We start from the raw sequence: 25,143 nt of genomic DNA, 5'->3' as shown, positions 1-25,143 counted from the left end.
ACTAGTTGTTTATACTCTTACTATACGAGTTTTGTACTTACAAAAGTAAGTGGCGTCCCCTAGGGGATTCGAACCCCTGTTACCGCCGTGAAAGGGCGGTGTCCTAGGCCTCTAGACGAAGGGGACAAAAAATTTGCTTATTGAAGCACCGCTTCAATAATTTTTTGTTAGCGTGAAAGTCGAGCCAGCGAGACCGAACTTCCTTTAACAAAATCTTTTGTCACTAGGACTGGTTATTTATACTCTTACCATACGAGCTTGGTACTTACTAAAAGTAAGTGGCGTCCCCTAGGGGATTCGAACCCCTGTTACCGCCGTGAAAGGGCGGTGTCCTAGGCCTCTAGACGAAGGGGACACTGAATGTGTCACTAGGACTAGTTGTTTATACTCTTACTATACGAGTTTTGTACTTACAAAAGTAAGTGGCGTCCCCTAGGGGATTCGAACCCCTGTTACCGCCGTGAAAGGGCGGTGTCCTAGGCCTCTAGACGAAGGGGACACTGAATGTGTCACTAGGACTAGTTGTTTATACTCTTACTATACGAGTTTGGTACTTACAAAAGTAAGTGGCGTCCCCTAGGGGATTCGAACCCCTGTTACCGCCGTGAAAGGGCGGTGTCCTAGGCCTCTAGACGAAGGGGACACAATCATTTAGAAACAGCATTCGAAGCCAGTTCCAAATATTATATCACTAGGACATTTATGCACTGAATTTGGTGGAGCTAGGCGGGATCGAACCGCCGACCTCTTGCATGCCATGCAAGCGCTCTCCCAGCTGAGCTATAGCCCCTCACCAGTAGCAATGAAACTGTAACGCTGCATCGCTGAGTGCGGGGCGCATTCTATGCATCACAGAAAACAAAGTCAACACCTTTTCTGCAAGTTTTTTCTAACTGCTGTAAAAACACCCCAAGAGCACAGAATATAAGCGAATTGAGCGGTTCAATCAATAGAAGTGCCTGTTTTTGCTTAATTTAAAACCAGCTATTCTAGATTAGGTATGTCCTTCTACTTGATCTCTCAGTATTTTGAACAAGGAGACACAAACTGCTACTCAATTGGACACAGATAAAAGGCCAGGACATCCATTGGGCAACTCATTTCATTTGCAAGCGGATTTCCATCTCGAAACAAATGCTGTTAACTCCCCCCGCCCAACCTTCCTGCCTAAAAACAGCACTCAACATCTTCACCACCCCGCCAGCCATGTTACCTGGCGGACAATATATTGCTTAGACATATAATGAAGAGAAATACCTAAAAAACGAACACCTGAACACAAAAGAAGCATACAGATAAAAAATCAGGATTTTGTGTTGACTCCTTTGAAAGGAAACATATAATAGCGCCCCACAACGACACGGCAATGTGTCGTATGTTTCGAATGTGGGTTGTTAGCTCAGTTGGGAGAGCATCGCCCTTACAAGGCGAGGGTCACTGGTTCAAGTCCAGTACAACCCACCATAATTTTGGTGACTTGGTCGATGCAGTATCGCTTTAGTTCTTTCCAAGATTTGGAGGAAAGTCGTATAGACATTCACATTTGAAACAGCGTATTGGGTTGTTAGCTCAGTTGGGAGAGCATCGCCCTTACAAGGCGAGGGTCACTGGTTCAAGTCCAGTACAACCCACCATAATTTGGTAAACTTGGTCGATGCAGCATCGCGCTCATTCTTACCAAGGCAAGGGTTCTGAATTAAAGTCAGTACAACCCACCATAATTCCATTGTCTATACAAAAGATTATGGCTCAATACGCAAAAGTCAGAATAGTTATGGGTTGTTAGCTCAGTTGGGAGAGCATCGCCCTTACAAGGCGAGGGTCACTGGTTCAAGTCCAGTACAACCCACCATAATTTGGTGAACTTGGTCGATGCAGCATCGCGCTCATTCTTACCAAGGCAAGGGATACTGAATTAAAGTCAGTACAGCCCACCATAACTAAAACTAAACTCTGACAGAATTTTAAGATGGGTTGTTAGCTCAGTTGGGAGAGCATCGCCCTTACAAGGCGAGGGTCACTGGTTCAAGTCCAGTACAACCCACCATAATTTGGTGGACTTGGTCGATGCAGCATCGCGCTCATTCTTACCAAGGCAAGGGATACTGAATTAAAGTCAGTACAACCCACCATTAATTTGGTGAACTTGGTCGATGCAGCATCGCGCTCATTCTTACCAAGGCAAGGGTTCTGAATTAAAGTCAGTACAACCCACCATCTTAAAAACTAATTGTCAAAAAATAATACTCTGGGTTGTTAGCTCAGTTGGGAGAGCATCGCCCTTACAAGGCGAGGGTCACTGGTTCAAGTCCAGTACAACCCACCATTAATTTGGTGAACAACTTGGTCGATGCAGCATCGCGCTCATTCTTACCAAGGCAAGGGTTCTGAATCAAAGTCAGTACAACCCACCATTTCTTCGGAAATACAGAGTATGTACCTGCATCTATGCATGGGTTGTTAGCTCAGTTGGGAGAGCATCGCCCTTACAAGGCGAGGGTCACTGGTTCAAGTCCAGTACAACCCACCATCATTTCAAAGATATAATTATTGGTCGATGCGGCATCGCGCTCATTCCTAATCAAGGCGAAGATTAATAGTTCAAGTCCAGTACAACCCACCATCACTTCAAAAAATAACTTTCTTTAATTTATTATCCATAATTTGGTCGATGCGGCATCTCGCTCATCCAAAATAATCCCTGGCCCCCTACTTTCTCTGTATTCTTACCAAGCTTTTTAATCCTTATGTTTCAAAAGAAAAGATAAACGACTAGACTAAAAGCATTCCGAGTTTATTCCTTTAGCTTTCACTTTATGCCTGTTCAACCCTTTGTTAATGCAAAAATTTTGATCGTGGAAGAACAGCAACTGGCGCTGAGTTATATTAAACAGTCGCTGGACCAGCTGGCTTATAAAAACGTCCAGTTTGCCGAAAATGCCCAACTGGCAAAGGAAAGCTGTATCCATCATAAATTCGATCTGATTATCTGCTCGTTTGACCTGAGCAAACGCCAGAATGGGTATCAGCTTTACGAAGAACTACTCAAAAAGCGTCTGATCCGCCAAAGCACCGGGTTTATTTTCACCTCAGCTGAAACCAGCCCCGAACTGGTGCACAGTATTGTTGAATTACAGCCTGATGACTTCCTGGTAAAACCTTTTAGTATTAAAGAACTCAAAGCACGCATTGAGCGCGTCTTAAAGCGTAAACGCAGCCTTAAAGCGCTCTACAACCTGATTGACGACGAAAACTACTCCAAGGCACTCAAACTAATTAACTCAGAGCTTGAGAGCGGTGAGCACGCTTACAGCCCGATATTGCTCAAGCTTAAAGGCGAGACCCTCTTTCAGCTCAAGCACTATGATGAAGCGAAACAGTTCTACCGTTCCATGCTTGAGCTGCAAAAATTTACCTGGGCCAAGCTCGGCCTGGTTGAAACCTTGATCGCCAATAACGAAGACATGATCGCGCAGAAGATGCTCAAATCCTTGATCGAAAAAAGCGAAACTCGCCTGGCTGCTTTGGATTTATTGTCTCGCCTGGCGCTAAAGCTGAATCAATTTGAAGAAGCACAGGTATCATTAGTGCAGGCTTCACAGATTGCGCCACGGAACATCGAAAGGCAGAAATCCCTGAGTACAGTGGCGCGTATTAACCATGATTATGAGTGCAGTTACAACGCACAAAAAGAAATCGCCAATTTTGCCCGTTTTTCGATGCACGACAGCCCTGAGGTCTACTTAAACGCCGCCCGTGCCGGGATTGATTTTGCACTGAGTACAGATCAACACGATCAAATCACCCGCCTCACCCGGCAAACTCAGCAATACCTGAGCGATCTCAAAAAACAATTTCCCAATGCGAATAACCAGACTCAAATTGATGTGCTGAACGCGCGGCTGCATTATCTTAAAGATGAGCACAGCAAAGCACGGCAACTGATGGAGCAACTGGAAGATGAACCTCAGATCCGCTCGGTTGATGCAGCGTTAGACAAAGCTAAGGCATTTCATGAATTAGGGTTTCAGCACAAGGCGGAAGCGCTATTTGGCCAGATAATCACCCACTGTGAACGTCATCAGCAACAAGATGATCCCGCCTTCATGCATCTGTTACAGCAACAGCAGGATGAACGCCGCCATATCACCATGGGGCCCAAAGAGCTTAATAACCATGCAGTGAAACAATTTCAAAAAGGGCAACTGGACGTCGCACTGGAAGCTTTCACACAGGCATTCAGAGTCATGCCAAAAAATGCCAGTATCGCACTCAATTTACTGCAGTGCCTTGCCGATGCAACAGGAAAGAAAGCCACCACATTTAATTCCAATCTGGCGGCCAAATGCTATAAAACACTCAGTGCTGCACAGCTAGAGCCAGAGCAGCTAGAGCGCTTTGATAAACTGCAGGCGCAGCTTGCAGAAATGAAGCTGGATTTTAAACCTTAGTCAGACAGAAAGCCCTGTATGGCCAACTTAATGGGTACCTTCTTCATGCTTGTTCAGCGCCAGTGCGTTCACACAATAACGCAAGCCACTCGGTTTAGGGCCATCCGGAAACACATGTCCCAGGTGGGCATCACACACATTGCAGACAATTTCAACTCTGTCCATGCCGTGGGAGCGGTCCAGGCGATAAGCGACAGAGTCTGCGCTATAAGGCTGAGTAAATGCGGGCCAACCAGATCCGCTATCAAATTTTTCCTCGGCATCAAACAGCAGTTGGTCACAGCAGGCACAGTGGTATTTACCCGGTGAAAATACACTACAGCTTTGCGAGCTGAACGGACGCTCAGTGCCCCGATTGCGTGTGATATGAAATACGGAAGGTTCAAGCAGCGCCTGCCACTGCATCAGGTTTTTTTCAACCCGCCTGGGTGGCTGTGGGTTGCCGTTGTCTGCGAACTGCAGAATATCTCGCCAAGTTAACATGTCTCTTTCTCCGGTTGATGTAAGGTTACTCCACATTGGCAAACACGAGCATCTTGTCTTATTGTTATAGCGTGTTTCAAGCCAGTCCGGATCAGACTAGCGTGATGTTTTTACGCCAATATGAAAACCACGATCGCCCTAATGTTTAGTTGTCTGTCTGTCACCGTCAAGTCAATTATTTTCAGGTTCAGGCCAATCCCCAAAAAAACACGTTAAGTATCGGCTTTTGAGCAAATACAAAATGACCCAGCAGACCAGTACAGCCTGAATGGCCAGATAGAAAGAGAATTGATAGTGTGCCTGAACAATTTGCATTCCCAGCCAGGCCAGATCCAGACAGGCGGCTATCAGCAATGGCCAGCGCATATGACGCCAGTAGCGGGCTAACTTAGGTGAGCTGGTTGGCCTGCGCAAAGAAAACAATACCGTCGGGATCAGGGCCAGACTGGCTATCATCACCGCCACAAAAAAATGCTGCTTTGAATGGAAAAACAAGGACATGAGATCAAGATCAGGACGCCAGGTCAGGGCTGAAACCAGCCACAGAAACAACGGCCTAAGCAACACCAGTAAGGTTAGGTTGAAGCCGACAGGCGTGCGGTACACCCCATATTTATCCCAATATTCGGGCCCGTATCCCGCCTGCAACTTACTCATATTACTTCTCTTAATTTAAGGACGGGCTAATCAGCCCGCCTGTTTTTTATACCAATTTGCTTAATTAAGTGTTCTATTTTGAGGCGAGAAAATAGAGTCGATAACTAGGCAAAAATTTCGTTATTTAGTTGTTCTAAATGAGAGATTTTTAACACCGTTAGCGCCCTATTTGCTCCTTCCAATTGAACAAATATTAAGTGAAATTGGTATTACCCCTGATGTGAGTCAAGCAATGCAATCAGTGCTGCTTCATCCAGGATATCGATCCCCAGCTCCTGCGCTTTGGTTAGCTTAGACCCCGCTTTTTCGCCTGCCACCAGTGCGTGTGTGTTCTTAGAGACACTGCCTGACACTTTAGCACCTAGTGCCTGTAAACGCGCTTTTGCATCGTTGCGGTTAAGCTGGCTCAGCGTACCCGTCAGCACGTAAGTCAGGCCAGCCAGAGGCTGTTCACTTTCTGCTTTTGCCTCAATTTCAGGCCAGTGCAACCCTTGCTCAAGCAAATCACTCACCACTTTTTGATTGTGTGGTTCACTGAAAAACGCGTGAATATGTTGAGCAACGATAACACCCACATCACTCACTTCCTGTAGACTCTCAATGGAGGCATTCATCACCTTTTCAAGCGTCAGATAGTGATTTGCCAGATTTTGTGCAGTGGCTTCACCCACTTCGCGGATCCCAAGGGCATATAAAAACTTGGCCAGCGTTGTTTGCTTGGCCTCTTCGAGCGCACCAACCAGATTCCTGGCCGATTTAGGGCCCATCCGTTCCAGTGACTCAAAATGACCCTGACGCAGGGTAAACAGTTCAGCAGGCGTCGTGATCAGTTCCCGCTCAACCAGTTGCTCAACAATCTTGTCGCCCAGGCCGTCGATGTCCAGCGCCTTACGCGAAGCAAAGTGCTTTATCGCTTCTTTGCGTTGTGCACGGCACACCAGACCACCGGTGCAACGCGCAACGGCTTCACCTTCAACACGCTCAACGTGGGAATCACATACCGGACAGGTATCCGGGAAAGTGATATCGCGGACATCTTCAGGCCTTTTTTCCAGCACCACCTGAGTGATCTGCGGGATCACGTCACCGGCGCGTCGGATGATCACAGTATCGCCCACTTTGACACCCAGACGGTCGATTTCGTCACGGTTGTGCAAAGTCGCATTTGAGACAGTCACGCCGCCAACAAACACTGGCTCCAGCCGCGCAACCGGCGTGATGGCGCCAGTGCGGCCCACCTGAAATTCCACATCAAGTAACTGCGTTAATTCTTCCTGAGCCGGAAATTTAAATGCAATGGCCCAGCGCGGTGCACGCGCTACAAAACCTAGCTGCTCCTGAAACGGTTTATTATCAACCTTGATGACCACGCCATCAATTTCATACGGCAGCGCGTCGCGCTCAGCCATAATGGCTTCGTAGTATTGATAAGCCGCACTCGCGCCTGTTACCCGCTTTGTTTGCGGGCACATAGGCAAGCCCCAGTCTTTTAACTGCTGTAATTGCGCATAATGGGTATCAGCCAGCTCAGCGCCCTGCACCACGCCCATTGAATAGGCGTAAAACATCAGCGGGCGTTTGGCGGTTATTTTAGGGTCCAGCTGACGCAGGCTTCCTGCCGCAGCATTGCGTGGGTTAGCAAAGGTTTTTTCATCACGCTTTGCTGCGGTTTCGTTCAGTCGTGTAAATCCGGCCTTGTCCATAAAGACTTCGCCACGTACTTCCAGCTCAGCCGGAATATTGTCACCACGCAAACGCAGCGGAATGTTACGTATGGTTTTCACGTTTTCGGTGATATTTTCACCTACCTGACCATCACCGCGGGTTGCGGCCTGAACCAGCACCCCATCACGGTAGAGAATCGACACGGCCAGACCATCCAGCTTTGGCTCACAACAAAAATCCAGCTCGTCGTTGTGTAGCAGGCGCTCTTTGATACGGCGATTAAAGGCATTGAATTCAGCCTCATCAAATGCATTGTCCAGAGACAACATAGGCACCTGATGCGTTACCTGCTCAAATTTGCTCAGCGCAGCACCACCCACTTTTTGTGAGGGGGAATCGGGGGTTAGATAGTCAGGATGCTGGGTTTCCAGCTCAATCAGAGCGCGCATTACCCGGTCATATTCGGCATCGGGTACCGTGGGCTGATCCAAGACATAATATTGGTAGTTATAACTTTCCAACTGTTGTCTTAATTCATTGATTTGTTTGCTGATAGTTTCTGACATTACAACCTCTTAATAACACAAAAAGCCACGGACCTAAATCCGTGGCTCTGTCGCGTCTATGCCCGCAGGCAGTATCAACGCTTAAACGGTATATTCGCGTACCTTTTCAACATAGGCACGGGTGGTATTCACAGTGAGTGGCTCACGACTGCTGTCCAGCACACTGGCACCAAATTCATCGGCAAGCTTTTTCGCGGCGCTGTGCAGCATATTGAACGCCGCCATGCTGTCGCCTTCGCACGGCAACGTCATAAACAGGCTGACGCCACCGGTGCTGAACTGTTCCATATTATCGATATCGAACGTGCCCGGGTTATACATATTCACTAACCGGAACAAGACCGGGCCATTGCCGGATGACTCTACATGACGGTTGAAAAAGCCTTCGTCCGAGTACTTAAAGCCGAGACTCAATACACATGGCAGCAGCTTAGAGCCTGCCATCGTCAGGCCTTCCGGCATCTCAATATGCAGAATAATAAAGTCCTGCGGCGCTGTCTCCTGTGAGGCAGTCTCCTGCGGTGCCTCTTCATGTTGCTGAGCAGAATCTGAAGGTGTTTCTGCCGCTTCGCTTTGGCTTTGGGCCAGTGCAGACTCTTTGTCTTCATCGACGGCAGAAAAGCTCATTTCATCCAGCTGTGGCTCTTCCTCGCGCTGCGGCTGAGGCGCGGCTGCGGGTTTCTTGTTGGCTGCGGGGTTATCGGTGTCCTGGTTCTCTTTTTTTCTCACCGACCATAAGCCATGTATCAATAATCCACCAATGATCAGTGCACTGATCACGATTAATGCCCATCTTAATTCTGTGGCCATTGCTCACCTTTACTTATTATGCATGCGCCATTTGCACTGCTTGTTCTATGTCTACGGCAACCATACGTGAAACCCCGGGTTCCGCCATGGTTACCCCCGTCAGCCGGCCCGCCATTTCCATTGCGACCTTGTTGTGGCTGATGTAAATAAACTGCACCGTTTGCGACATTTCTTCGACCAGCCGGCAGAAGCGTCCAACGTTCGCATCGTCCAGCGGTGCATCTACTTCATCCAGCATACAAAACGGGGCTGGATTTAGTCTAAATATTGAAAATACCAATGATAATGCGGTCAGGGCTTTTTCTCCACCACTTAACAGATGAATTGTCGAGTTTTTCTTACCCGGTGGTCTTGCCATGATGCTTACCCCACTCTCCAACAGGTCATCACTGGTCAGTTCCAGATAGGCGCTGCCGCCGCCAAATACTTTGGGAAACAGCTCTGCCAGCCCCTGATTAACCTGATCAAAGGTGCTTTTAAAGCGGCTGCGTGTTTCGCGGTCAATCTTACGAATGGCGCCTTCGAGCGTTTCCAGTGCTGCACTGAGGTCATCCAGCTGCTCATCAAGGTAACGCTTGCGCTGCTGCGCCTCATCAAATTCTTCAATCGCCGCCAGGTTAACTGCACCGAGCAAACTCAGCTGCTGTCCAATACGGGTCAGCTTGCCCTGATGACTGCTGGCCTGCGCATCTTCCGGTAACTGCGCTAATACGTCTTTAAGTGTCTGACGTAGCTCAACTAAAGGTTCAAGTGCGGCCTGCGCCTTCACCATCAGACTTTGCTCCTGAAGTGCGAGCTGCTGGCGTTGCTCTTTAAGCTGAGTGCTTTTTGCCTGGGCATCTTTGAGTGCCAGCTGTTTGTCGGCGAGCTGCTGTTTTGCGTCACTCAGCTTTGCAGCCGTTTCCTTTGCAGCCTGCTCCAGTTCAGTATGACGGATCAGTAGCTCGGTTTGCTGTTGTTCCAGCTCGACTCCGGGCTCATCGCAGCTGTTTAGTTGCTGCTGCACCTGAGCCTGCGCTTCAGTGCCCTGCTTCAAACTTTGCGCCAGATGGCTGAGTTTGGTCTGACCCAGCTGTGCATCGCTTTGCACCTGCTGGAGTTTCATTTTGGCCTGATGGTGCTGTTGCTGAATATCACGCTGCTGCTGTTGCTGCTGCTGATGTGCCCGCTTGAGTGCTTCAAGCGCCTCGCCCGCCTGGTTCATTTGCTGTTGCAACTGCTCTTGTGCTTCTTCTGCCTGCCAAAGGGCCTGCTCGCTTTCTTCAAGCTGCGCCACCAGCAATTCGCCCTGCTCGTCCAGCTCGTGCTGGCTGCGCTCAAGCTGGCTGCTTTGTTGCTGCCAGCTGGCTTGCTGAGCGAGCAACATATCGACCCGGGTCTGGCTGCTGGCCACCTGCTTGGCCGCCTCATGGATTGCTTGCTTATTCGCTTCGAGCTGTTGTGAGCACGTTGTCACAGCGCTCTCCAGAGGCGTCAGTGATGCTTCCAGCTCACTCAGCTGCGCTTCAATTTCCGGCAATGCAGCCTTGTGAGCCCGAAGCTCACTGTAATGGGCAAGCAGGCTCCCCGACTGTGTATCTTCCTCCTGCGCCTGCCAGTTGCCGCCATACAGGGTGCCTTCGTCGTCGATTGCTGCAAAAAACGCACCACGGGCGCTAAAATGGCGAGCCTGTCCCAGCCATTCAATCTGATTGAGAAAGTCCGGATAAATTTCGGACTGCACAAGCGTTGCCACGCTGCCCGGCGTTTTTTCGCCCTCAGGCGCTGGCCAGATACGGCTGGCGCAGTCTTGTTCAGTGATCCGCAATGACCCCAGCCCGAACATGGCACGCTCTACAATCGCTTCAAGCCCCGGTTCAGCTCTCAGTACACTAAGCAGTGGCTCGCCTGGCGCATCCTGGCTGTCTCCTTGCTGGGCACGGGTAAGTTTTTCCAGCGCCTGAACCTGAGCCTGCGCCTGCCCGAGCCTGACTTGTTGCGCCTGACGTTGATTCTGTAGTGCCGTTCTGGCTTCGTTCAGGCGTTGCAGTTCTGCGCCCAGTCGCTGGTTTTCTTGTTGTGAGATGGCCATTGCATGCACCAGCTCCTGGTGCGCCTTTTGTTGCTCGGCGAGCGTCTCAGCCGGGTTTTGCGCACTGTGCTGGGCTTGTTGCTGTACCAGTTGCGCCTGCCGCTGGCGCTGATGCTGTTGTTGTTGAGTCAGGCGCTGCAGCGCCAGCTGGCACTGCTGAGTATGCTGGCGTGCTTTCTCCAACGCCTGTTGCGCCGCCTGGCAGCTTGCTTCATGTGCTTGTAGCTGCTGCATTTTTTCATCTATGAGTAACTCAGCTTCAGCGAGCTTTTCAGCACTGATCTCAGAGGCCTCCTGATGCGCTTCACACTGCTCATCGAGCTCTGCACAATGCTGCTGTTGTTGTTCATAAAGCGCCTGAGCCTGCGCAATTTCTTCATTCAACTGGGTGTGTTTATCTGCCAGTTCACGACGTTTTTCACTCAGGTGGATCTTTTGTTGTTCAATGCGGGTTAACTGGGTTTGTGTACTGTGTAGCTGCTGTTGTAATGCTGCCTGCGCATCACTGAAGTGGGTCACCTGCTGCTCAAAGCTCGCCAGCACATCGTCGTGTCCGCCGTGCGCCTGCTCTAAAAAGGTCAGCTGCTCGTTCAGCTTAGTGATCTGAGTGGTTTTTTCCTGTTGTTTGGCATGTAATTCCTGCCACTTTAACACCGCCAGCTGGCCTTTCAGGGTACGCTCCTGCGCCTTGAGGTCTCGGTACTGGCGCGCGGCGTCGGCCTGTTTGGCCAGCCTGTCGAGCTGGTTTTGCAGCTCCTGACGCATATCCAGCAATCGTTCCAGGTTCTCCCGGGTGCTTTTGATCCGCGTCTGGGTTTCCCGGCGACGCTCTTTATACTTGGACACCCCCGCGGCTTCTTCCAAAAAAATACGCAGCTCCTGCGGTTTGCTCTCAATCAGTCGCGAGATCATCCCCTGCTCTATGATGGCATAACTGCGTGGGCCAAGACCGGTGCCAAGAAAAATATCGGTGATGTCACGTTTGCGGCATTTACTGCCGTTGAGAAAGTACAGCGACTGGCCATCCCGAGTCACCAGACGCTTAATTGCGACCTGGGTACGGTCGGCCATAGAGCCTGGCAAACGCCCCTCGGTGTTATCGAACAGCAGCTCAACGGAAGCCTGAGAGACAGGTTTACGGTGGGTTGACCCATTGAAGATCACGTCGGTCATGGCATCGCCACGGAGGTTTTTGGCGGAGCTTTCACCCAATACCCAGCGCACCGCATCAATCACGTTAGATTTGCCACACCCGTTGGGACCGACAACACAGGTCATCGGCTCCGGGAAAGGAATTTTGGTGGGCTCGACAAAAGATTTAAAGCCGGCCAGTTTAATGCTACTCAGGCGCATAGAAACAAAAGCTTAAGTGCAATCACACAGATTCAAAGCCACCACCTTAACCGTGGCGCTTGATGTTATCGAGGATGATCCCCGTGGCCATCGCCACATTCAGCGACTCCGCGCCACCAAATGCCGGAATGGTGACAGGCTGGTTGATATGCTGTGCCACCGCATCACTGATCCCATGCGATTCGCTGCCCATCACCAAAATACCTTGCGCTGTAAACGACGTAGTATGCACGCTTTGACCTTCCAGGAAAGCCCCATAAATCGGCCCATCATAGGTTTTTAGCAGCGCGCATAGATCGGTTCTGATCACATCAACCCGGGCAAAAGAGCCCATAGTTGCACTGATCACTTTGGGATTAAGGTGGTCGGCACAGTGTTCGCTAAGCACAATCTGGCGCAAACCATACCAATCCGCAACGCGAATAATGGTGCCCAGGTTGCCAGGATCGGATACGCCGTCCAGCGCCAGGACCAGCCCTTGTGTATTCAGCTCAGCTTGCGGCTCTGTCTCAGCAATGGCAATGGCCGCATTGTTGCTTACCAGAGTACTGACTTTACTCAGCTCGGCCTCATCACACGTCACTACTTCATGAGTATTCAACAGCAACTGATGGTCGGCAATAAACTCGGCAGTGGCAAAGATCTGTTTCACCGGCTTGCCCGCACTCAGCAGCTCCTGCACATTTTTGGCACCCTGTACCAGGTATTGGCCATATTGTTTACGATATTTTTTTTGCGCCAGCGCACGGAGCAGCTTTTGTTGATTTTTCGACAGCATACCTACCTCATTGGTTTACCTGCAAAGTATAACCGCAATGGCAGGGAAAAGGCAGCGCCAACCCCCCGCTTGCTTGCCAAAGTCCCTGTGCGGGCCGTAAAATAGCCACTCATTCGTATCTATAAGCTGTATTTATGTCCATTGAACTTAAGGTTACCCTGCTCAACGTCATTATTTTATGTTTGGCCTATTTTGTCATTTACCCGCGTTACGCTGGCAGTGACCTGAAAAAAGTATCCATTCAGGATCTGATCGCCACCTTAGTGTCACTCGCGATAGTTGGTTCGGTCTACTATGGTTCAGGATTGGCTTTTTCTTTGATCTTGTTTGAGGTTAACTGGGCCTGGTTTACGATCATTACCTTTACACTGATTGAGCTGCCCTTATGCTACTGGTATGCCAAGCGCCATGGCGTAAAATTTCCTGAATAATAGAGCGAGCCAGCTATAAAAAAGGCACCCTCAGGTGCCTTGGCGTTAATTTACATTAACTTTAGGAAATAAATTGGTTGGGCAGTACGCTCCCAATGGAGATCAGCGCTCTGCGTGGTGCAATACAGACACCACAATGTCGTTAAAATGCTCGGCGGGGCGCAGCTGATTTACCGGACGACCGCCTACTTTAATCAGCTCGACCAAATCAAAATACCCGCAGATCTGGTTGGTTTCCGGCTCAGTCACCAGCAGATAGTCCAGACCATGCGATTCCATGGTCACCAGCACATCCCCGGCGCTTGCATCACGTAATTTGTTCAGATTGACCTGCTTGAGGGTTTGCAACGGCAACATCACATCGCTCACCACCAGCTCATTACGCTGACATCCACGTAACTGTGCTTCTTTTAATATATGTCGGCTGCCAAGCCGGGCCTGAGAGATGATCCCCTGTAACTGCCCTTTTTGTGCCACAAACATAGACGCTACATGGGTTTTATTTAGCACCAGCGTGGCGTCGTCAATGCTGGTGTCCGGGTCCAGGTAAATGGCAGTCTGACCATCCAGATTATGCATATACTTTTGTGCTGAAACCGTCAGGCGATCAAGCCCGTCGTTATCACCAGTGATGGACAAGGGATTAGCCTGCACGGCCAGCTCGGTGGTTACATCCAGCGTATTCAGTCGGTTAAACGTATTCATATTGCACCTCTACTTCAGAGTCGCGTCAGTGGTTAGCCTGTATCAAGACTCGCCATGACTTTAAGCACACAACGCGCGCCGCCTTAAAATGACAGGCACACAAAAATATAGATTTAAGTTTTAAAGTGGACTTAAGACAAAGCAGGCGGGGCACGGATCCCCTGCTGGTAATAGGTAAGAGTGGGATAATGGATACAAGCTTCGGTGCGCAAACACAAAGGCAGCGCTGTGGCTTCATCGTGCACACTGTATAAAACAATGACCGGATCGCTGTCGAGTTTACCGTTATCATCGTCATCGTTGTCGATCAGAAATTGGCTCAATTGCGTGGTCTGTACTGACACATTGCCGCAGCTGGCGTTCACAGTCAGTGACACCATCAGGCACAATACTAAAACCCAGTAACGCGATTGCATGAACAAACTCCCGAAGTCGATATTTTCAATGTATAGGCAAGCTGGTGTGGTTTCAACCAACAAAGTGCAATAATCTGAAAATTAATTTTCCCTTGCTTTAGCCCATAACGGGTGTGTTATGCCCGCCAGTTAGGAAACCGTCGAAAACACAATAAGATGGCATGGTATGTACAATTTGTTACTGATTAGACTGCCCTTTTTGTGTTGCGCAGTTTTATAATGAGGACAGAACTTTCAGTACAGAGGTATTTCAATGCAACTGACCAAAGGTATGGAGTATTTTGTCGCTGGCTTTTCACTGTTAAGCCAGAAAGGACTAAAACGCTTTGTGTTTATTCCACTGCTTATCAATGTGTTGCTATTTGGCGGCTCGTTATTTTTCCTGTATGACTGGCTGACACAGGGCTTTGCCTACCTGAATGGCCTGCTGCCGGACTGGCTCAGCTGGCTGGAATGGTTAATGTGGCCCATTGCCATTTTAGTGATTTTATTCAGTTACAGCATGGTGTTTACGGTGATCACCAACTTTATTGCGGCACCATTCAATGGCTTGTTATCTGAAAAAGTTGAACTGCATCTGACCGGACAGCCAATTAACGACGATAGCTTTGCCGATTTGGTGAAAGATGTGCCCCGTATGCTGGGCCGCGAATGGAGCAAGCTGGTTTACTATCTGCCACGCGCCATAGGTTTTTTCATCCTGCTGTGGATGCTGCCTTTCATTGGCCAGATACTCTGGGTGTTGTTTTCATGCTGGATGTACAACGTGCAGTATAACGACTACCCCTTTGATAACCACAAAATCTCTTTTAAAGAGATGAAAGACACCTTAAAAGCACACCAGGGGCTGTCCTATGGCTTTGGATTTGCCGTCATGGTGCTGACCAGCATTCCGATTATAAATCTGATTGTGATGCCGGCGGCGGTATGTGGCGCGACCAAATTATGGGTAGAGAATTACCGCACGCAATTTCGCAGTTAAGCGCTGATGCCAGCCTGTCGGACGCAGAGGCTACCCGGCAGGCTAACTGGCTTTTTCTCCTAACGGCAGACTGACCGTGACCTCAGTGCCGCGCTGCTCGTCGGTATTAAAATCTATCTGTCCCTGCTGCGCTTCTGTGAGCAATTTGGCAGTGTAGGTACCAACACCAGCGCGCTCAGGCTTACCAAAAGTCACAAACTTATCGAAAAAACGGGTTCTGACACCGTCCGGCACCGGATCGGGGTTTTGAATGATCACCGTCAGCTGTTGCTCCGCAGGCTGCGCACTGATGGTCACCAGGGGCTTGGTCTTAACCGCTTCCAGCGCATTGCTGATAAGGTTATGGAATAAGGTGTAACACAAGGCCGGTTCACCAAAAAACAACAAATCTTTAGAGACCACAGTGCGCAGCTGAATTTTTGAGGCTTCAATCAGAGGGGCCAAATCTTCCAGCACGGCTTCTATGATTTTGTGTATCGGGTGGCTGACGGGATTTAGCTGATACTCATTCGCTTCGATTTTCGCCATGGCCGACATACTGTCCATGGCATGCTGAAGCCGCAAACAGCTGTGCTGGATAAAACTGAGATAACGCCGGGCCCGCTCCGGTTCTTTTATGTTCCGTGCCAGCAGCGCCGTTGAGCTGCGAATGTCCGACACCGGTTTTGCCAGGTTAGTCTGCGTAAGGCTGTCAAATTCGTCGCGTAATCTGGCATTGTCGATCATGGCATCTATCTGCGCACGCATCAGGCGATTCGATTCAATGTTGCGGCAATGCGCACGCACCCGCGATTTAACCACCGACGGGTTAGCAGGTTTAGTTATATAGTCGACCGCCCCAAGTTCTAACCCTCGCACTACGTGCTCCGTTTGCTCCAGCGCCGTTAAAAAAATCACCGTAATATGCTGGGTGTGGGGGTCATCTTTAAGGCGCCGGCAGACTTCCAGCCCGTCCATGCCTGGCATCATGATATCCAGCAGGACCAGATCGGGTTGCGGCTCTGCGGCGCAGATCTGCAATGCCTTGGCACCGCTTAGCGCCGCTTTCACCTTATATTCCTTGCGCAGCACATCACCGATGATCTTGATGTTGTCTGCCACATCATCGACCACCAGCACCTGAATAGGCTGCTCCACCACCGCTTCTTCTTCAGCCACTTCGCCGTGGTATGGCCTGACCGGTTTGTTGAGCGCACGGCGCAGGCGTTCCAGCATAATTTTGCTGGAAAACGGCTTAACCACATATTCAGACACACCACATTTAATGGCCTGCAGGACCTGAGATTGCTGTATGGACGTAGCGGTCATTACAAACGGGATAGCCGCCGTGCGCGGATTCTTTCGCACTTCTTTTAACAAGTCGATACCCGCCAGCTTGGGCAGCATCCAGTCGGCAATTATGAGGTGGATGTCCTGATATTGCAGCTTATCGAGGGCGTCGGCACCATTGGGGCTTTGCAACACATTAACTCGTCCAAGGCCGGTGACGATATTGGCCACCATGGAGCGTATGGTCTCGTGCGGTTCAACAACCAGGATAGTCATAGTGGTTACTGCACTGCCATTGTCCATTCTTATCTCCTAAAGCCAGCCGTCCCAAAATCGGACCTGGCACAGTTAAGGGGTTACAGCGCCGGAAAATTTATTTGCTGTTATTGTGCACAGGTTTCTAATATCTGTCTAACCTTTGTACAACGAATCAATAAACCCGCAACAGGCCAACGTTATGCCAGTTATCTCTGTCTCATGCACAACCCGACCACGGCGCCGGGGTTTAGCACTCACTGTTAGTTTAGCGGTGATATGGCTGTTATGTGCTGTATTGACACAAAAAGTGCTGGCCACCACGCTAAAAATTGAAAATATCGCCACCTATAACGGCCTGAATACCCCGCAAATCTATGCCGTCAGCAAAGATCAGCAGGGCTTTATGTGGTTTGGCAGTGCCGATGGCATAAAACGCTACGATGGCTATCAGTTTAGTAATTTCAGGCACATTCCAGGCGATCCCAGCTCGCTGTCTGCCGACAGTGTCAGTGTATTGCTGTTCGACACTCGTGGCCGGTTGTGGGCCGGTACCTGGGGCGGTGGCCTGAACCTGTTCTTGGGCGCTCAGCAAGGGTTTCAGCATTTTCGTCATGACCCGGCAAATGCGCAGTCGCTGGGGGCGGACAAAGTACAGGCGCTGTTCGAAAGCGAGGATGGCAGCCTCTGGGTTGGCACCAATGGCGGCGGGCTCAACCGTCTCAAAGCCGATGGCAGCGGATTCAAGCGTTTTACCCACGACCCGAGTAACCCCACCAGCCTGGGCAACAACCGGGTGTGGAGTATTGCCGAAGACCAAGCGGGCAATATCTGGTGTGCCACCTCAGATGGGCTCTACCGGCTTGACCGCCAAAATGGCCAGTTCAGTGCATTTAAGGTTGCGCCACAATCGCTCGACCACCCGGAAGTCCGGCAGGTCTCCGTTGCCGCCGATGGCCGACTCTGGGTGGCCACCCGCACCAGCTTTGGCCGATTTGATCCAGATACTCAGCGTTTTCATACCTATCAGCTCAATCAACAGAGCCTGCCCAGTGTATCCAGCCTGCTGCACCATCAGGGCGATATCCTGCTGTCGACCTTTGCCGGTATCTACCGCTTCTCTCCTTTGCAGGAGAAGTTTATTCCCACGGCACAGGACGGCAAGCTGGCGTTACTGCAAAACCGCGATGTTCGCCAGGTGCTGATTGATCAGACCGGGCTGATGTGGGCGGCAACGCGCTACTCCGGTGTTATTAAAGTCTTTCCCCACCCACCTGCCTTTAAAGCCTGGCACCACTTTTTAGAAGATCAGCAGCTCTCCGGGTTATTTAATCAGGTGCTGAGTATGGCAAGGGCCATTGAAGGTGGCGTGTGGCTTGGCACCGGTCGGGGCCTGGTGCATTTCGATGGTCACGGACAATTTATTCCGTTCGCTTCACCCGAGGAGCTAACCGGTGACTACCGGCTCAGAGTGCATCACCTAAACCGGGATGCCGATGGCCAGCTCTATGCAGGGACTAATTTTGGGCTGTTTAAGGTTGATGAGCTAAACCGCACTTTAACACCCTTTATGCCTGAAGGCGTGCGGGACGGCTCCCCCGTCGATTATGTTAATTTTGATGCACAGGGGTGGGTTTGGCTAATCGTTGCAGGTGAGCGCAGGGTCACACGCTGGCATCCGCCAAGCGGTGAAGTTCAGCACTTTGTGCCCAATACCGATCCGACTTTTATACTGCTCGACAGTGATAAGCAAGTCTGGATAGGCAGCGACGGGGACGGTCTGTTTCGTCTTAGCCCGGATTTAACCCAAACACAGCACTATCTGCCCGACAATACCGCCACCAGCCTGGATGGCCGTCATATCAATCAGGGTATTCAGAGCGGCCGCTACCTGTGGTTTGCCAGCAATAATGGCGTGACTCGCTATGCACTGGATGAGAAGCGCTTTGTGCGGTTTAATAACACCACCTCACAAGCCAACTTTGCCGTTAAATCCATCGTAGCCGACGAGCTGGGATTATTATGGCTGGCCACCTCGGGGGGCGTGTTTCAGCTCGACCCGCTCAGTGGTATTTTTCATCAGTTTACCACCCACGACGGACTGGGGAATAACCACTTTCTGGCACGCTCTTTTGTGACCTATGATGAACAGATTCTGTTTGGCAGCATAGATGGCATCACCGGGTTTAATCCGCTGACGGTTTACGTCAATATCTCTGCGCCGCCTCTGGTTTTCACCTATGCCGAGCGCGATGGGATGCGTATAGACAAGCTTGATAACGGCATTGAGTTTACCCACAGAGACAGAAACCTGGCAGTCTATTTTGCCGCCCTGGATTATCATGCCACGGAAGATAATCGCTATCGCTACAAGTTGCTGGGGCACGATGCCGACTGGAGTGCAATCACGGACACGCCCCGCGCCAGTTACCGCTCATTGCCACCGGGCGAGTATGTGCTGCAAGTACTGGGCAGCAATAACCATGGTGTGTGGAATGATACACCGATTGGCTTGCCGATCATTTCTCTGCCCGCCTGGTATGAAACCCTGTGGTTTAAGATTCTATTACCCGCGGCCCTTATCATTGCAATTGTTACCATTGTACATATCAGAGAGCGCAGGCTGCGTCTGGCCAGTTTAAAGCTGGAACAAAAAGTAGCGCAGCGTACTCAGGAGCTGGTGGTACTGGGCGAAGTGGGTAAAGAAGTGGCAGCCACCTACGATATGAAAGTTATTTGTGAAACCATTTATCAGCACCTCAAACAAACCCTGCCCTGCGAGTTTTGTGCGGTGGGTATTTATCATCGCGAGCAGCAGTACATAGACTACATCTATGCCGTACAGGATGATAAGCCGTTTGCAGCGCTGATCAGCAAACTGAGCACCAGCCGGGGTGCAGATGTGTACTGTGTCAAAGAAGCCACCCCCGTATATGCCGCCTGTCAGCAGGACTGGCAGAAACTGGCATTAGATGCCGCCGATAACCTGCACGGCGCGGCCACGCAAAGTGTGTTTTGTGCCCCGCTGGTGGTCGACGGCGAAGTGCTGGGCGTATTTACCCTGCAATTTAACCATGAGCACGCGCTGACCCGGGCTCAGCGCGCAATCTTACGGGTTGTCGCCAATCACTTGGCGGTGGCTTTGGCCAATACCTTGTCTTATGGTGAACTCAAGGAGGCGGAGCAACGGCTGGAGCTGGCCATGTCGGGGGCTAATGCCGGTACCTGGGAGTGGGATATCAGCAGTGGCCAGCTGATCACCAACGATGTATGGTCAGAAATGCTGGGCTATCAGTGCGACGAGCTGGAGCAAAGATACGGCCCGAGTATTGCCCGCTGGCATCAGCTCATTCACCCGGAAGACCTGAGTGCAACCGAAGATGCCTTACTGGCCCATGCGCGTGGTGACAGCGATACCTTTCGCCATGAAATGCGTATGAAATGTGCCGATGGCAGCTGGAAATGGATCCTCAGTATTGGCCGCAGCGTGGTTGCCAAACATGGTCCGGGAGGCAAGGAAGTGTTTGGTATTCATATGGATATCAGCGACGCCAAAGCGCTACAGGTGGCACTGCAAAAAGCCAAAGATAGAGCAGAAAGCGCCACCCAGGCCAAGTCCGATTTTTTATCCAATATGTCTCATGAAATTCGCACCCCCATGAACGCCATCATCGGCATGAGCTATTTGGCCCTGCAAACCGCCCTGAACCGTCAGCAGCGCAATTATGTGGAGAAAATCAATCGCAGTGCCGAGTCGCTCCTTGGGATCATCAATGACATTCTCGATTTTTCTAAAATTGAGGCGGGCCGGCTCGATATTGAAGCCATTGAGTTTGATCTGGAAGAAACCCTGACTCAGAGCATTGACCTGCTAACCATTAAAGCTCGGGAAAAAGACATAGAGCTGTGTGTGATGCTGGACCCGGGGATCCCGGCGCGCCTGACAGGCGATCCGCTGCGGATCTCACAGGTGCTACTAAACCTGGGCAGTAATGCGATTAAGTTTACGGACCAGGGCGGCGATGTGATCATTGATGTGTCACCACAGGCGGGCGACAAAGAGACGCTGGCGTTTGCGGTCATAGACACCGGCATTGGCATGACCGAGGAGCAGCAACAAAAGCTCTTTAAATCTTTCAGCCAGGCAGATACCTCAACAACCCGCAAGTACGGCGGTACCGGTCTGGGGCTGGCCATTTGCAAAAAACTGGTGGAGCTGATGGGTGGCCAGATCAGCTGCCAGAGTATTGCCGGTGAAGGCAGTACCTTTGCCTTTGATATTGTTGTGAAATTGTGTGACAACAGCGATACCTGTTTACCTGAACTATCGGTGCAACATGCGGTGATCCTCGATGACAACCAGTATGCCGCAAGCACGCTCAAACGCTACCTGCATGTTTTTGGAGTCAGCGCCGAGGTCATTGGCCGGGACGCCTTTGACCCGGATTCGCCAGCCATCAAAAGTGCCCAGTGTATTCTGGCAGACAGTCGCTGCCTGACTATCTTACCCGACTCACTGCGTGCAACGCTGCCCGTCGTGCTGCTAAACCATAGCGGCGACAGCGCAGAAGCCGATGTCAGCTATACCCTTAGTAAACCGGTTTTCCCCAAGCCACTTGCTGCCTGTCTGCTCAGCCTGTTTGGCGACCCAAATATCGGTGAACACAGCGAGACGAATACCGAGGAACCGTCTCACGCGGTCGCCGGTGCGCATTTACTGCTGGTTGAAGACAATGACCTGAACCAGGAGCTGGCCATTGCCTTACTGGAGAAAAACGGCATTCGGGTCGATGTAGCCGAACAGGGTCAGCAGGCACTGGAGATGCTGCAACAGCGCCACTACGATGGCGTACTGATGGACTGCCAGATGCCGGTGATGGACGGTTACAGCGCAACCGAAGCCATCCGCCAGCAACCCAGGTGGCAGGACCTGCCGGTCATCGCTATGACCGCCAGCGTGATGCTGGATAACCGTCAAAAAGCGCTGGAATGCGGCATGAATGACATTATTGAAAAACCCCTGAACCCGCGCAAAATGTTTGCTACGCTCGCTCGCTGGGTCGTCCCGAGTCAGCCAGCGGATCTGTCCGCCGCCAGCGAACGGCCATTGCCAGCATCAACGGATACATCAGAGGACTTAGCTGCGATAGCCGGGCTGGATATCCAGGCGGGGCTCGCCATCAGCGAAGGCGATACCGCCCTGTACAAAAAGCTGCTTAGGCGGTTTTGTGAGAAACAGGCGCAATTCGAGCAGGCCTTTGCCGAGGCCCAGGCACATACCGACACAGATCCACAGGGCCCAATGCGGTGTGCCCATACACTCAAAGGCAGCGCCGGTAATATCGGGGCTGTTTTGGTGGCCCAACAGGCTGGTGAGTTAGAATCAGCCTGTGCCAACAATGCACCGATACAGACCATAATGGACGAATTGCTAACCAGCCTGAATGCGCTGATTGATGCAATTTCGCTGGCACTGAATAAGCACGAAACCACTGAACATAGCAACGAAACAAGTCACTCAGCAAACGCACATAAGGACATTGATATAACGGCCCTACTTGCACAGCTCAAAGTCCTGATCAGTGATTCGGATATGGATGCCAGTGACCAGGCTGATACATTACTGGAGGCGCTAAGCGGTACACTCCAGCAGCCCCTCGCTGAGCAACTCTTTAACCAGATTGAGGATTTTGATTTTGATGGCGCAGGTGAGACTTTGACGACACTTGAGCAACAGCTGACATCCTCACTGGACGCCTGAGCCGCTGACGTCCGTTACCTGCACTAAAGTCAGGTTTTCACTTTCCTCAGGTGGCTCAAAATACTGGCTCACCTGATAAAAAACCGCCTCATTATCAAAGTGTGCCCGCGCAGGCTGTTCAACACGACGCTTTGCCAGCTGCGCCAGACATTGTGTATCACCGACATCCAGATAGTAAAGTTGATGTTTGGCCTGTACCGCTTCGCTCAGCTCCACAAACCAGACACGCTGTCGGCGGGTGTTAGCCGGAAAATCCATCACCACATTCAGCCCCAGCTGCAACAAGCTTTGCACATGCGCTTTAATAAAAGGTTTGATTAGCCGAGATTTCTCGATGTAATCATCGAAGGTTTGGATTTGGCCCGGGTAATGCGCTGCCAGCCAGTCATCCTCTGACAGCACCACCGCCTGATGTTCCTGAGCCAGCTTACGCGACAGAGTGGATTTGCCCGCCCCCATTTTGCCGCATAAATAATAGAGTGTGCCACGTGATGCCATCGATTCTCCCTAAAAATAAGCCTAAAACCTGAGTGTCTGTGCTTTAGCCTGCTTAGTCAATCTCTCACTGGAGCTTGCGTCAGCAGAGTCGGATTTTGCAGGTCATAGTGCCAGTCGTGCCATTTGCCATTCGGTTGCAATACGGATAGGACATAATTCCGCGTTTGTTCACCTGAGTCGTCAAGCGGACCTAACTCAAGAAGACCCAGGTTAAGGTGACCAGTCAGAAACCGCCCTTGCACGTTTGACGGTAGCAGATAATGAGAGTTCTTCCGTATAAAAGGGCGGTAACGTAGCGTAATGTAATGAAGACAGTTCAGAAGGATCGCAAGATTCCCTTTTGGCACATTCGACACTGAGCTGCTGGTCAGTTGCCAAAACTCGACGTTGTGCGCGTTGAGTGGATGAACTAACTGTTCACGACGACAATACCCGTAGTGCACATCGCCGGATAGAATGTAGCAATTATGAAGCTCGGGTAACTCAAGCAAAGTACGTCGAAACTTATTCATTTGCTCCGTATCGCTGATCCAACATTCAGCATCCGCACGCGTAGCACCCCAACACTTTAATGCCCTAGGGATACTCAATTGAAATTTTTCCACTTTTCTAAAACCATAAACCGGTGCTGGAGACACCACTATCAGCTCCCTGGGGGTAGGCTCCAGAGTGGCCAGCAGCGCCCGCATCTGCCTGAGTGCTTTGTTATTCATTAGTAAAGGAGTAAAAGTTTTTCCGGGCCGAAAGCCTCTCTGCGTGCGAGTATCGAGTAGTATTGCTGGCGGATTAGTGGCACTTAATGTCGTAAAATTCTGCCCATTCAGCTTGTCAAAAGTATCTTGGTACTGGCGAGCGTTATACACTGTCAGCCCGCCAATAAAGTTGGGCAACACGCATTTAATAAACTTAGTGTACTGCTCCGGTGCATTGCCCCAGGCCTGGCAAAGAGTAAATGCCGCCAGTGCGTTGGTTACCACCTGCTGACCCAAACTTCCCCTTTTGCTGAGCAGGGTCTGAATCTCTGCACTGAGATTCCAGTCATCGGTCACTTCATGATCGTCAAACATCATATAAGTGGGCACATGCGCCAATAAGCGCCTGATTCGCCAGCTTTGAGCTAAAAAATTTCTCGCCTTGTAATAGCTACGCCACATCGCACGGTACTTTTTGAGCTGCTTCTTACCGTTAAACCAAGTGAGCAATGGGCGCTCGGGCTTAGGCAGGTCATGGTACAGCCCGCCCCACGCCAGCAGATACATAGTCAGATACTCGCGAAAGCCGAGTAAGTGATATTCCCCTTCACTCGTGTAAAAACCACTGTACTCATTCAGCAAAGAGTGACGGTTACGCCAGCCAATCGAGTCCAGTGAGTGCCCGCTGTATGGATTGCCCGCCAACGCTTCATCTGGGAAGAGCTCGCTGGCATACTGATAGATCAGCTTTGCAACCTGCGGTTCCACATCGTCGGCGTAGATCTGATCGCCGGTAAGAAACAACACATCGGGAAGCTTATTCAAGGATCCAGACTGTTCGATTTTACGGTCATACGCCGCCAGCGCATCCTGCTTTGCGCCATGGGGCTTGCGGCAAGATGCACTCATTATTTTCGTGCTCTCCGGATAATATCGAAAGCTGGGATACGCTTCATCATGATACAGAGGTAAAGGCCCGTAAAAATAGACTGGCTGAAACAAGCTTTGCTGACCATAACACAGGTCATATCCCACGGATTTAGCCTCTGGCCAGCCGCTTGCTGGCGCTTTCAGGCACACCATCACGGCGTGTAGTGACTCTGCCAGCTTTATATCGATGCACTCGCTGTCACCAGATAGCTGTTCGCGCCCCAGCCAGGTTTGTGCACTGAGTAATGCAACGTCAAATTTCCCCTGGAATGCATCATCAAACTCCTCCTGGATCACCAGCCAGATATAAGCACAGTTAGACTCTAAACGCCTGAGCATAGGCCCGCTGAGTATCTTCATATTCCTTTTC

15 protein-coding genes and 11 tRNA genes are annotated in these 25,143 nt (G+C 50.7%); 10 read left to right on the top strand and 16 right to left on the bottom strand.

Annotated elements, in window-relative coordinates:
* Window positions 1-50 precede the first annotated feature (50 nt).
* From MHN33_RS10630 to MHN33_RS10610, 5 genes are all read right to left on the bottom strand, one after another.
* A tRNA-Glu gene (locus MHN33_RS10630) sits at window positions 51-126 on the bottom strand.
* A gap of 153 nt (window positions 127-279) precedes the next feature.
* A tRNA-Glu gene (locus tag MHN33_RS10625) sits at window positions 280-355 on the bottom strand.
* A 68-nt stretch (window positions 356-423) separates the two neighbouring features.
* A tRNA-Glu gene (locus tag MHN33_RS10620) sits at window positions 424-499 on the bottom strand.
* Window positions 500-567: 68 nt separating this feature from the next.
* Window positions 568-643, bottom strand: a tRNA-Glu gene (locus MHN33_RS10615).
* A 71-nt stretch (window positions 644-714) separates the two neighbouring features.
* Window positions 715-790: transfer RNA gene (locus tag MHN33_RS10610), tRNA-Ala, on the bottom strand.
* A gap of 598 nt (window positions 791-1,388) precedes the next feature.
* Between MHN33_RS10610 and MHN33_RS10605 the strand changes: the two genes are divergently transcribed.
* The 7 genes from MHN33_RS10605 to MHN33_RS10575 all read left to right on the top strand — a co-directional run bounded on the left by MHN33_RS10605 (window position 1,389) and on the right by MHN33_RS10575 (window position 4,451).
* Window positions 1,389-1,464, top strand: a tRNA-Val gene (locus MHN33_RS10605).
* 94 nt (window positions 1,465-1,558) lie between these two features.
* Window positions 1,559-1,634, top strand: a tRNA-Val gene (locus MHN33_RS10600).
* Between the two features lie 142 nt (window positions 1,635-1,776).
* Window positions 1,777-1,852: transfer RNA gene (locus tag MHN33_RS10595), tRNA-Val, on the top strand.
* Window positions 1,853-1,971: 119 nt separating this feature from the next.
* A tRNA-Val gene (locus tag MHN33_RS10590) sits at window positions 1,972-2,047 on the top strand.
* Window positions 2,048-2,250: 203 nt separating this feature from the next.
* A tRNA-Val gene (locus tag MHN33_RS10585) sits at window positions 2,251-2,326 on the top strand.
* Window positions 2,327-2,454: 128 nt separating this feature from the next.
* Window positions 2,455-2,530 (top strand) — tRNA-Val (locus tag MHN33_RS10580).
* A 286-nt stretch (window positions 2,531-2,816) separates the two neighbouring features.
* The gene (locus MHN33_RS10575; protein ID WP_239397900.1) at window positions 2,817-4,451 is read left to right on the top strand and encodes a response regulator; all 1,635 of its coding nucleotides are present in this window, start codon (window positions 2,817-2,819) and stop codon (window positions 4,449-4,451) included.
* Window positions 4,452-4,478: 27 nt separating this feature from the next.
* On the opposite strand, the gene msrB is transcribed toward MHN33_RS10575, so the two are convergent.
* From msrB to MHN33_RS10545, 6 genes are all read right to left on the bottom strand, one after another.
* Window positions 4,479-4,934 carry a peptide-methionine (R)-S-oxide reductase MsrB gene (gene msrB / locus MHN33_RS10570; RefSeq protein WP_239397899.1) on the bottom strand — a complete coding sequence of 152 codons (456 nt, stop codon included), beginning with the start codon at window positions 4,932-4,934 and terminating at the stop codon, window positions 4,479-4,481.
* Between the two features lie 171 nt (window positions 4,935-5,105).
* Window positions 5,106-5,591, bottom strand: a complete 486-nt coding sequence (locus tag MHN33_RS10565) for a DUF2919 family protein (protein WP_138552880.1) — start codon at window positions 5,589-5,591, stop codon at window positions 5,106-5,108.
* A 209-nt stretch (window positions 5,592-5,800) separates the two neighbouring features.
* A complete protein-coding gene (gene ligA, locus MHN33_RS10560; RefSeq protein WP_239397898.1) occupies window positions 5,801-7,822 on the bottom strand; it encodes an NAD-dependent DNA ligase LigA in 2,022 nt (673 codons plus the stop codon).
* Window positions 7,823-7,903: 81 nt separating this feature from the next.
* Entirely contained in the window at window positions 7,904-8,632 is a 729-nt protein-coding gene (gene zipA, locus MHN33_RS10555; protein ID WP_239397897.1) for a cell division protein ZipA, read from the bottom strand.
* Between the two features lie 16 nt (window positions 8,633-8,648).
* Window positions 8,649-12,056 carry an AAA family ATPase gene (locus tag MHN33_RS10550; RefSeq protein WP_239397896.1) on the bottom strand — a complete coding sequence of 1,136 codons (3,408 nt, stop codon included), beginning with the start codon at window positions 12,054-12,056 and terminating at the stop codon, window positions 8,649-8,651.
* Between the two features lie 46 nt (window positions 12,057-12,102).
* The gene (locus tag MHN33_RS10545) at window positions 12,103-12,834 is read right to left on the bottom strand and encodes an RNA methyltransferase (protein WP_239397895.1); all 732 of its coding nucleotides are present in this window, start codon (window positions 12,832-12,834) and stop codon (window positions 12,103-12,105) included.
* 134 nt (window positions 12,835-12,968) lie between these two features.
* Here MHN33_RS10545 and MHN33_RS10540 point away from each other — a divergent pair, with 134 nt between their 5' ends.
* A complete protein-coding gene (locus tag MHN33_RS10540) occupies window positions 12,969-13,265 on the top strand; it encodes a hypothetical protein (RefSeq protein ID WP_239397894.1) in 297 nt (98 codons plus the stop codon).
* Window positions 13,266-13,367: 102 nt separating this feature from the next.
* Here MHN33_RS10540 and MHN33_RS10535 read toward each other — a convergent pair whose 3' ends face one another.
* Both MHN33_RS10535 and MHN33_RS10530 read right to left on the bottom strand, forming a co-directional pair.
* Window positions 13,368-13,970 (bottom strand): CBS domain-containing protein, encoded by a 603-nt coding sequence (locus tag MHN33_RS10535; RefSeq protein WP_239397893.1) that lies wholly within the window; start codon window positions 13,968-13,970, stop codon window positions 13,368-13,370.
* 131 nt (window positions 13,971-14,101) lie between these two features.
* A complete protein-coding gene (locus MHN33_RS10530) occupies window positions 14,102-14,386 on the bottom strand; it encodes a hypothetical protein (protein WP_239397892.1) in 285 nt (94 codons plus the stop codon).
* A gap of 253 nt (window positions 14,387-14,639) precedes the next feature.
* Between MHN33_RS10530 and cysZ the strand changes: the two genes are divergently transcribed.
* On the top strand, window positions 14,640-15,368 hold the full coding sequence (gene cysZ / locus MHN33_RS10525) for a sulfate transporter CysZ (protein WP_239397891.1): 729 nt from the start codon (window positions 14,640-14,642) through the stop codon (window positions 15,366-15,368).
* Window positions 15,369-15,410: 42 nt separating this feature from the next.
* Here the strand turns inward: cysZ and MHN33_RS10520 are convergent, their stop codons facing one another.
* Complete coding sequence (locus MHN33_RS10520; protein ID WP_239397890.1) at window positions 15,411-16,940, bottom strand: response regulator; 1,530 nt, start codon at window positions 16,938-16,940, stop codon at window positions 15,411-15,413.
* A 250-nt stretch (window positions 16,941-17,190) separates the two neighbouring features.
* Here MHN33_RS10520 and MHN33_RS10515 point away from each other — a divergent pair, with 250 nt between their 5' ends.
* Window positions 17,191-22,653: a response regulator gene (locus MHN33_RS10515; protein WP_239397889.1), complete on the top strand. Its 5,463-nt coding sequence runs from the start codon at window positions 17,191-17,193 to the stop codon at window positions 22,651-22,653.
* Here MHN33_RS10515 and MHN33_RS10510 read toward each other — a convergent pair.
* Window positions 22,639-23,151, bottom strand: coding sequence for an ATP-binding protein (locus tag MHN33_RS10510; RefSeq protein ID WP_239397888.1), 513 nt, complete (start codon window positions 23,149-23,151; stop codon window positions 22,639-22,641). The two genes, MHN33_RS10515 and MHN33_RS10510, sit on opposite strands and share 15 nt — an antisense overlap.
* A gap of 56 nt (window positions 23,152-23,207) precedes the next feature.
* Window positions 23,208-25,133 carry an alkaline phosphatase D family protein gene (locus tag MHN33_RS10505; protein ID WP_239397887.1) on the bottom strand — a complete coding sequence of 642 codons (1,926 nt, stop codon included), beginning with the start codon at window positions 25,131-25,133 and terminating at the stop codon, window positions 23,208-23,210.
* Window positions 25,134-25,143: the final 10 nt, after the last annotated feature.

Origin of the sequence: Pseudoalteromonas sp. OOF1S-7, from assembly GCF_022347765.1 — a bacterium.
In the GTDB taxonomy this organism is placed as follows: domain Bacteria; phylum Pseudomonadota; class Gammaproteobacteria; order Enterobacterales; family Alteromonadaceae; genus Pseudoalteromonas.
The sequence above is the reverse complement of the archived record's forward strand: the minus strand, read 5'-3'. Positions and strand labels throughout refer to the sequence as shown.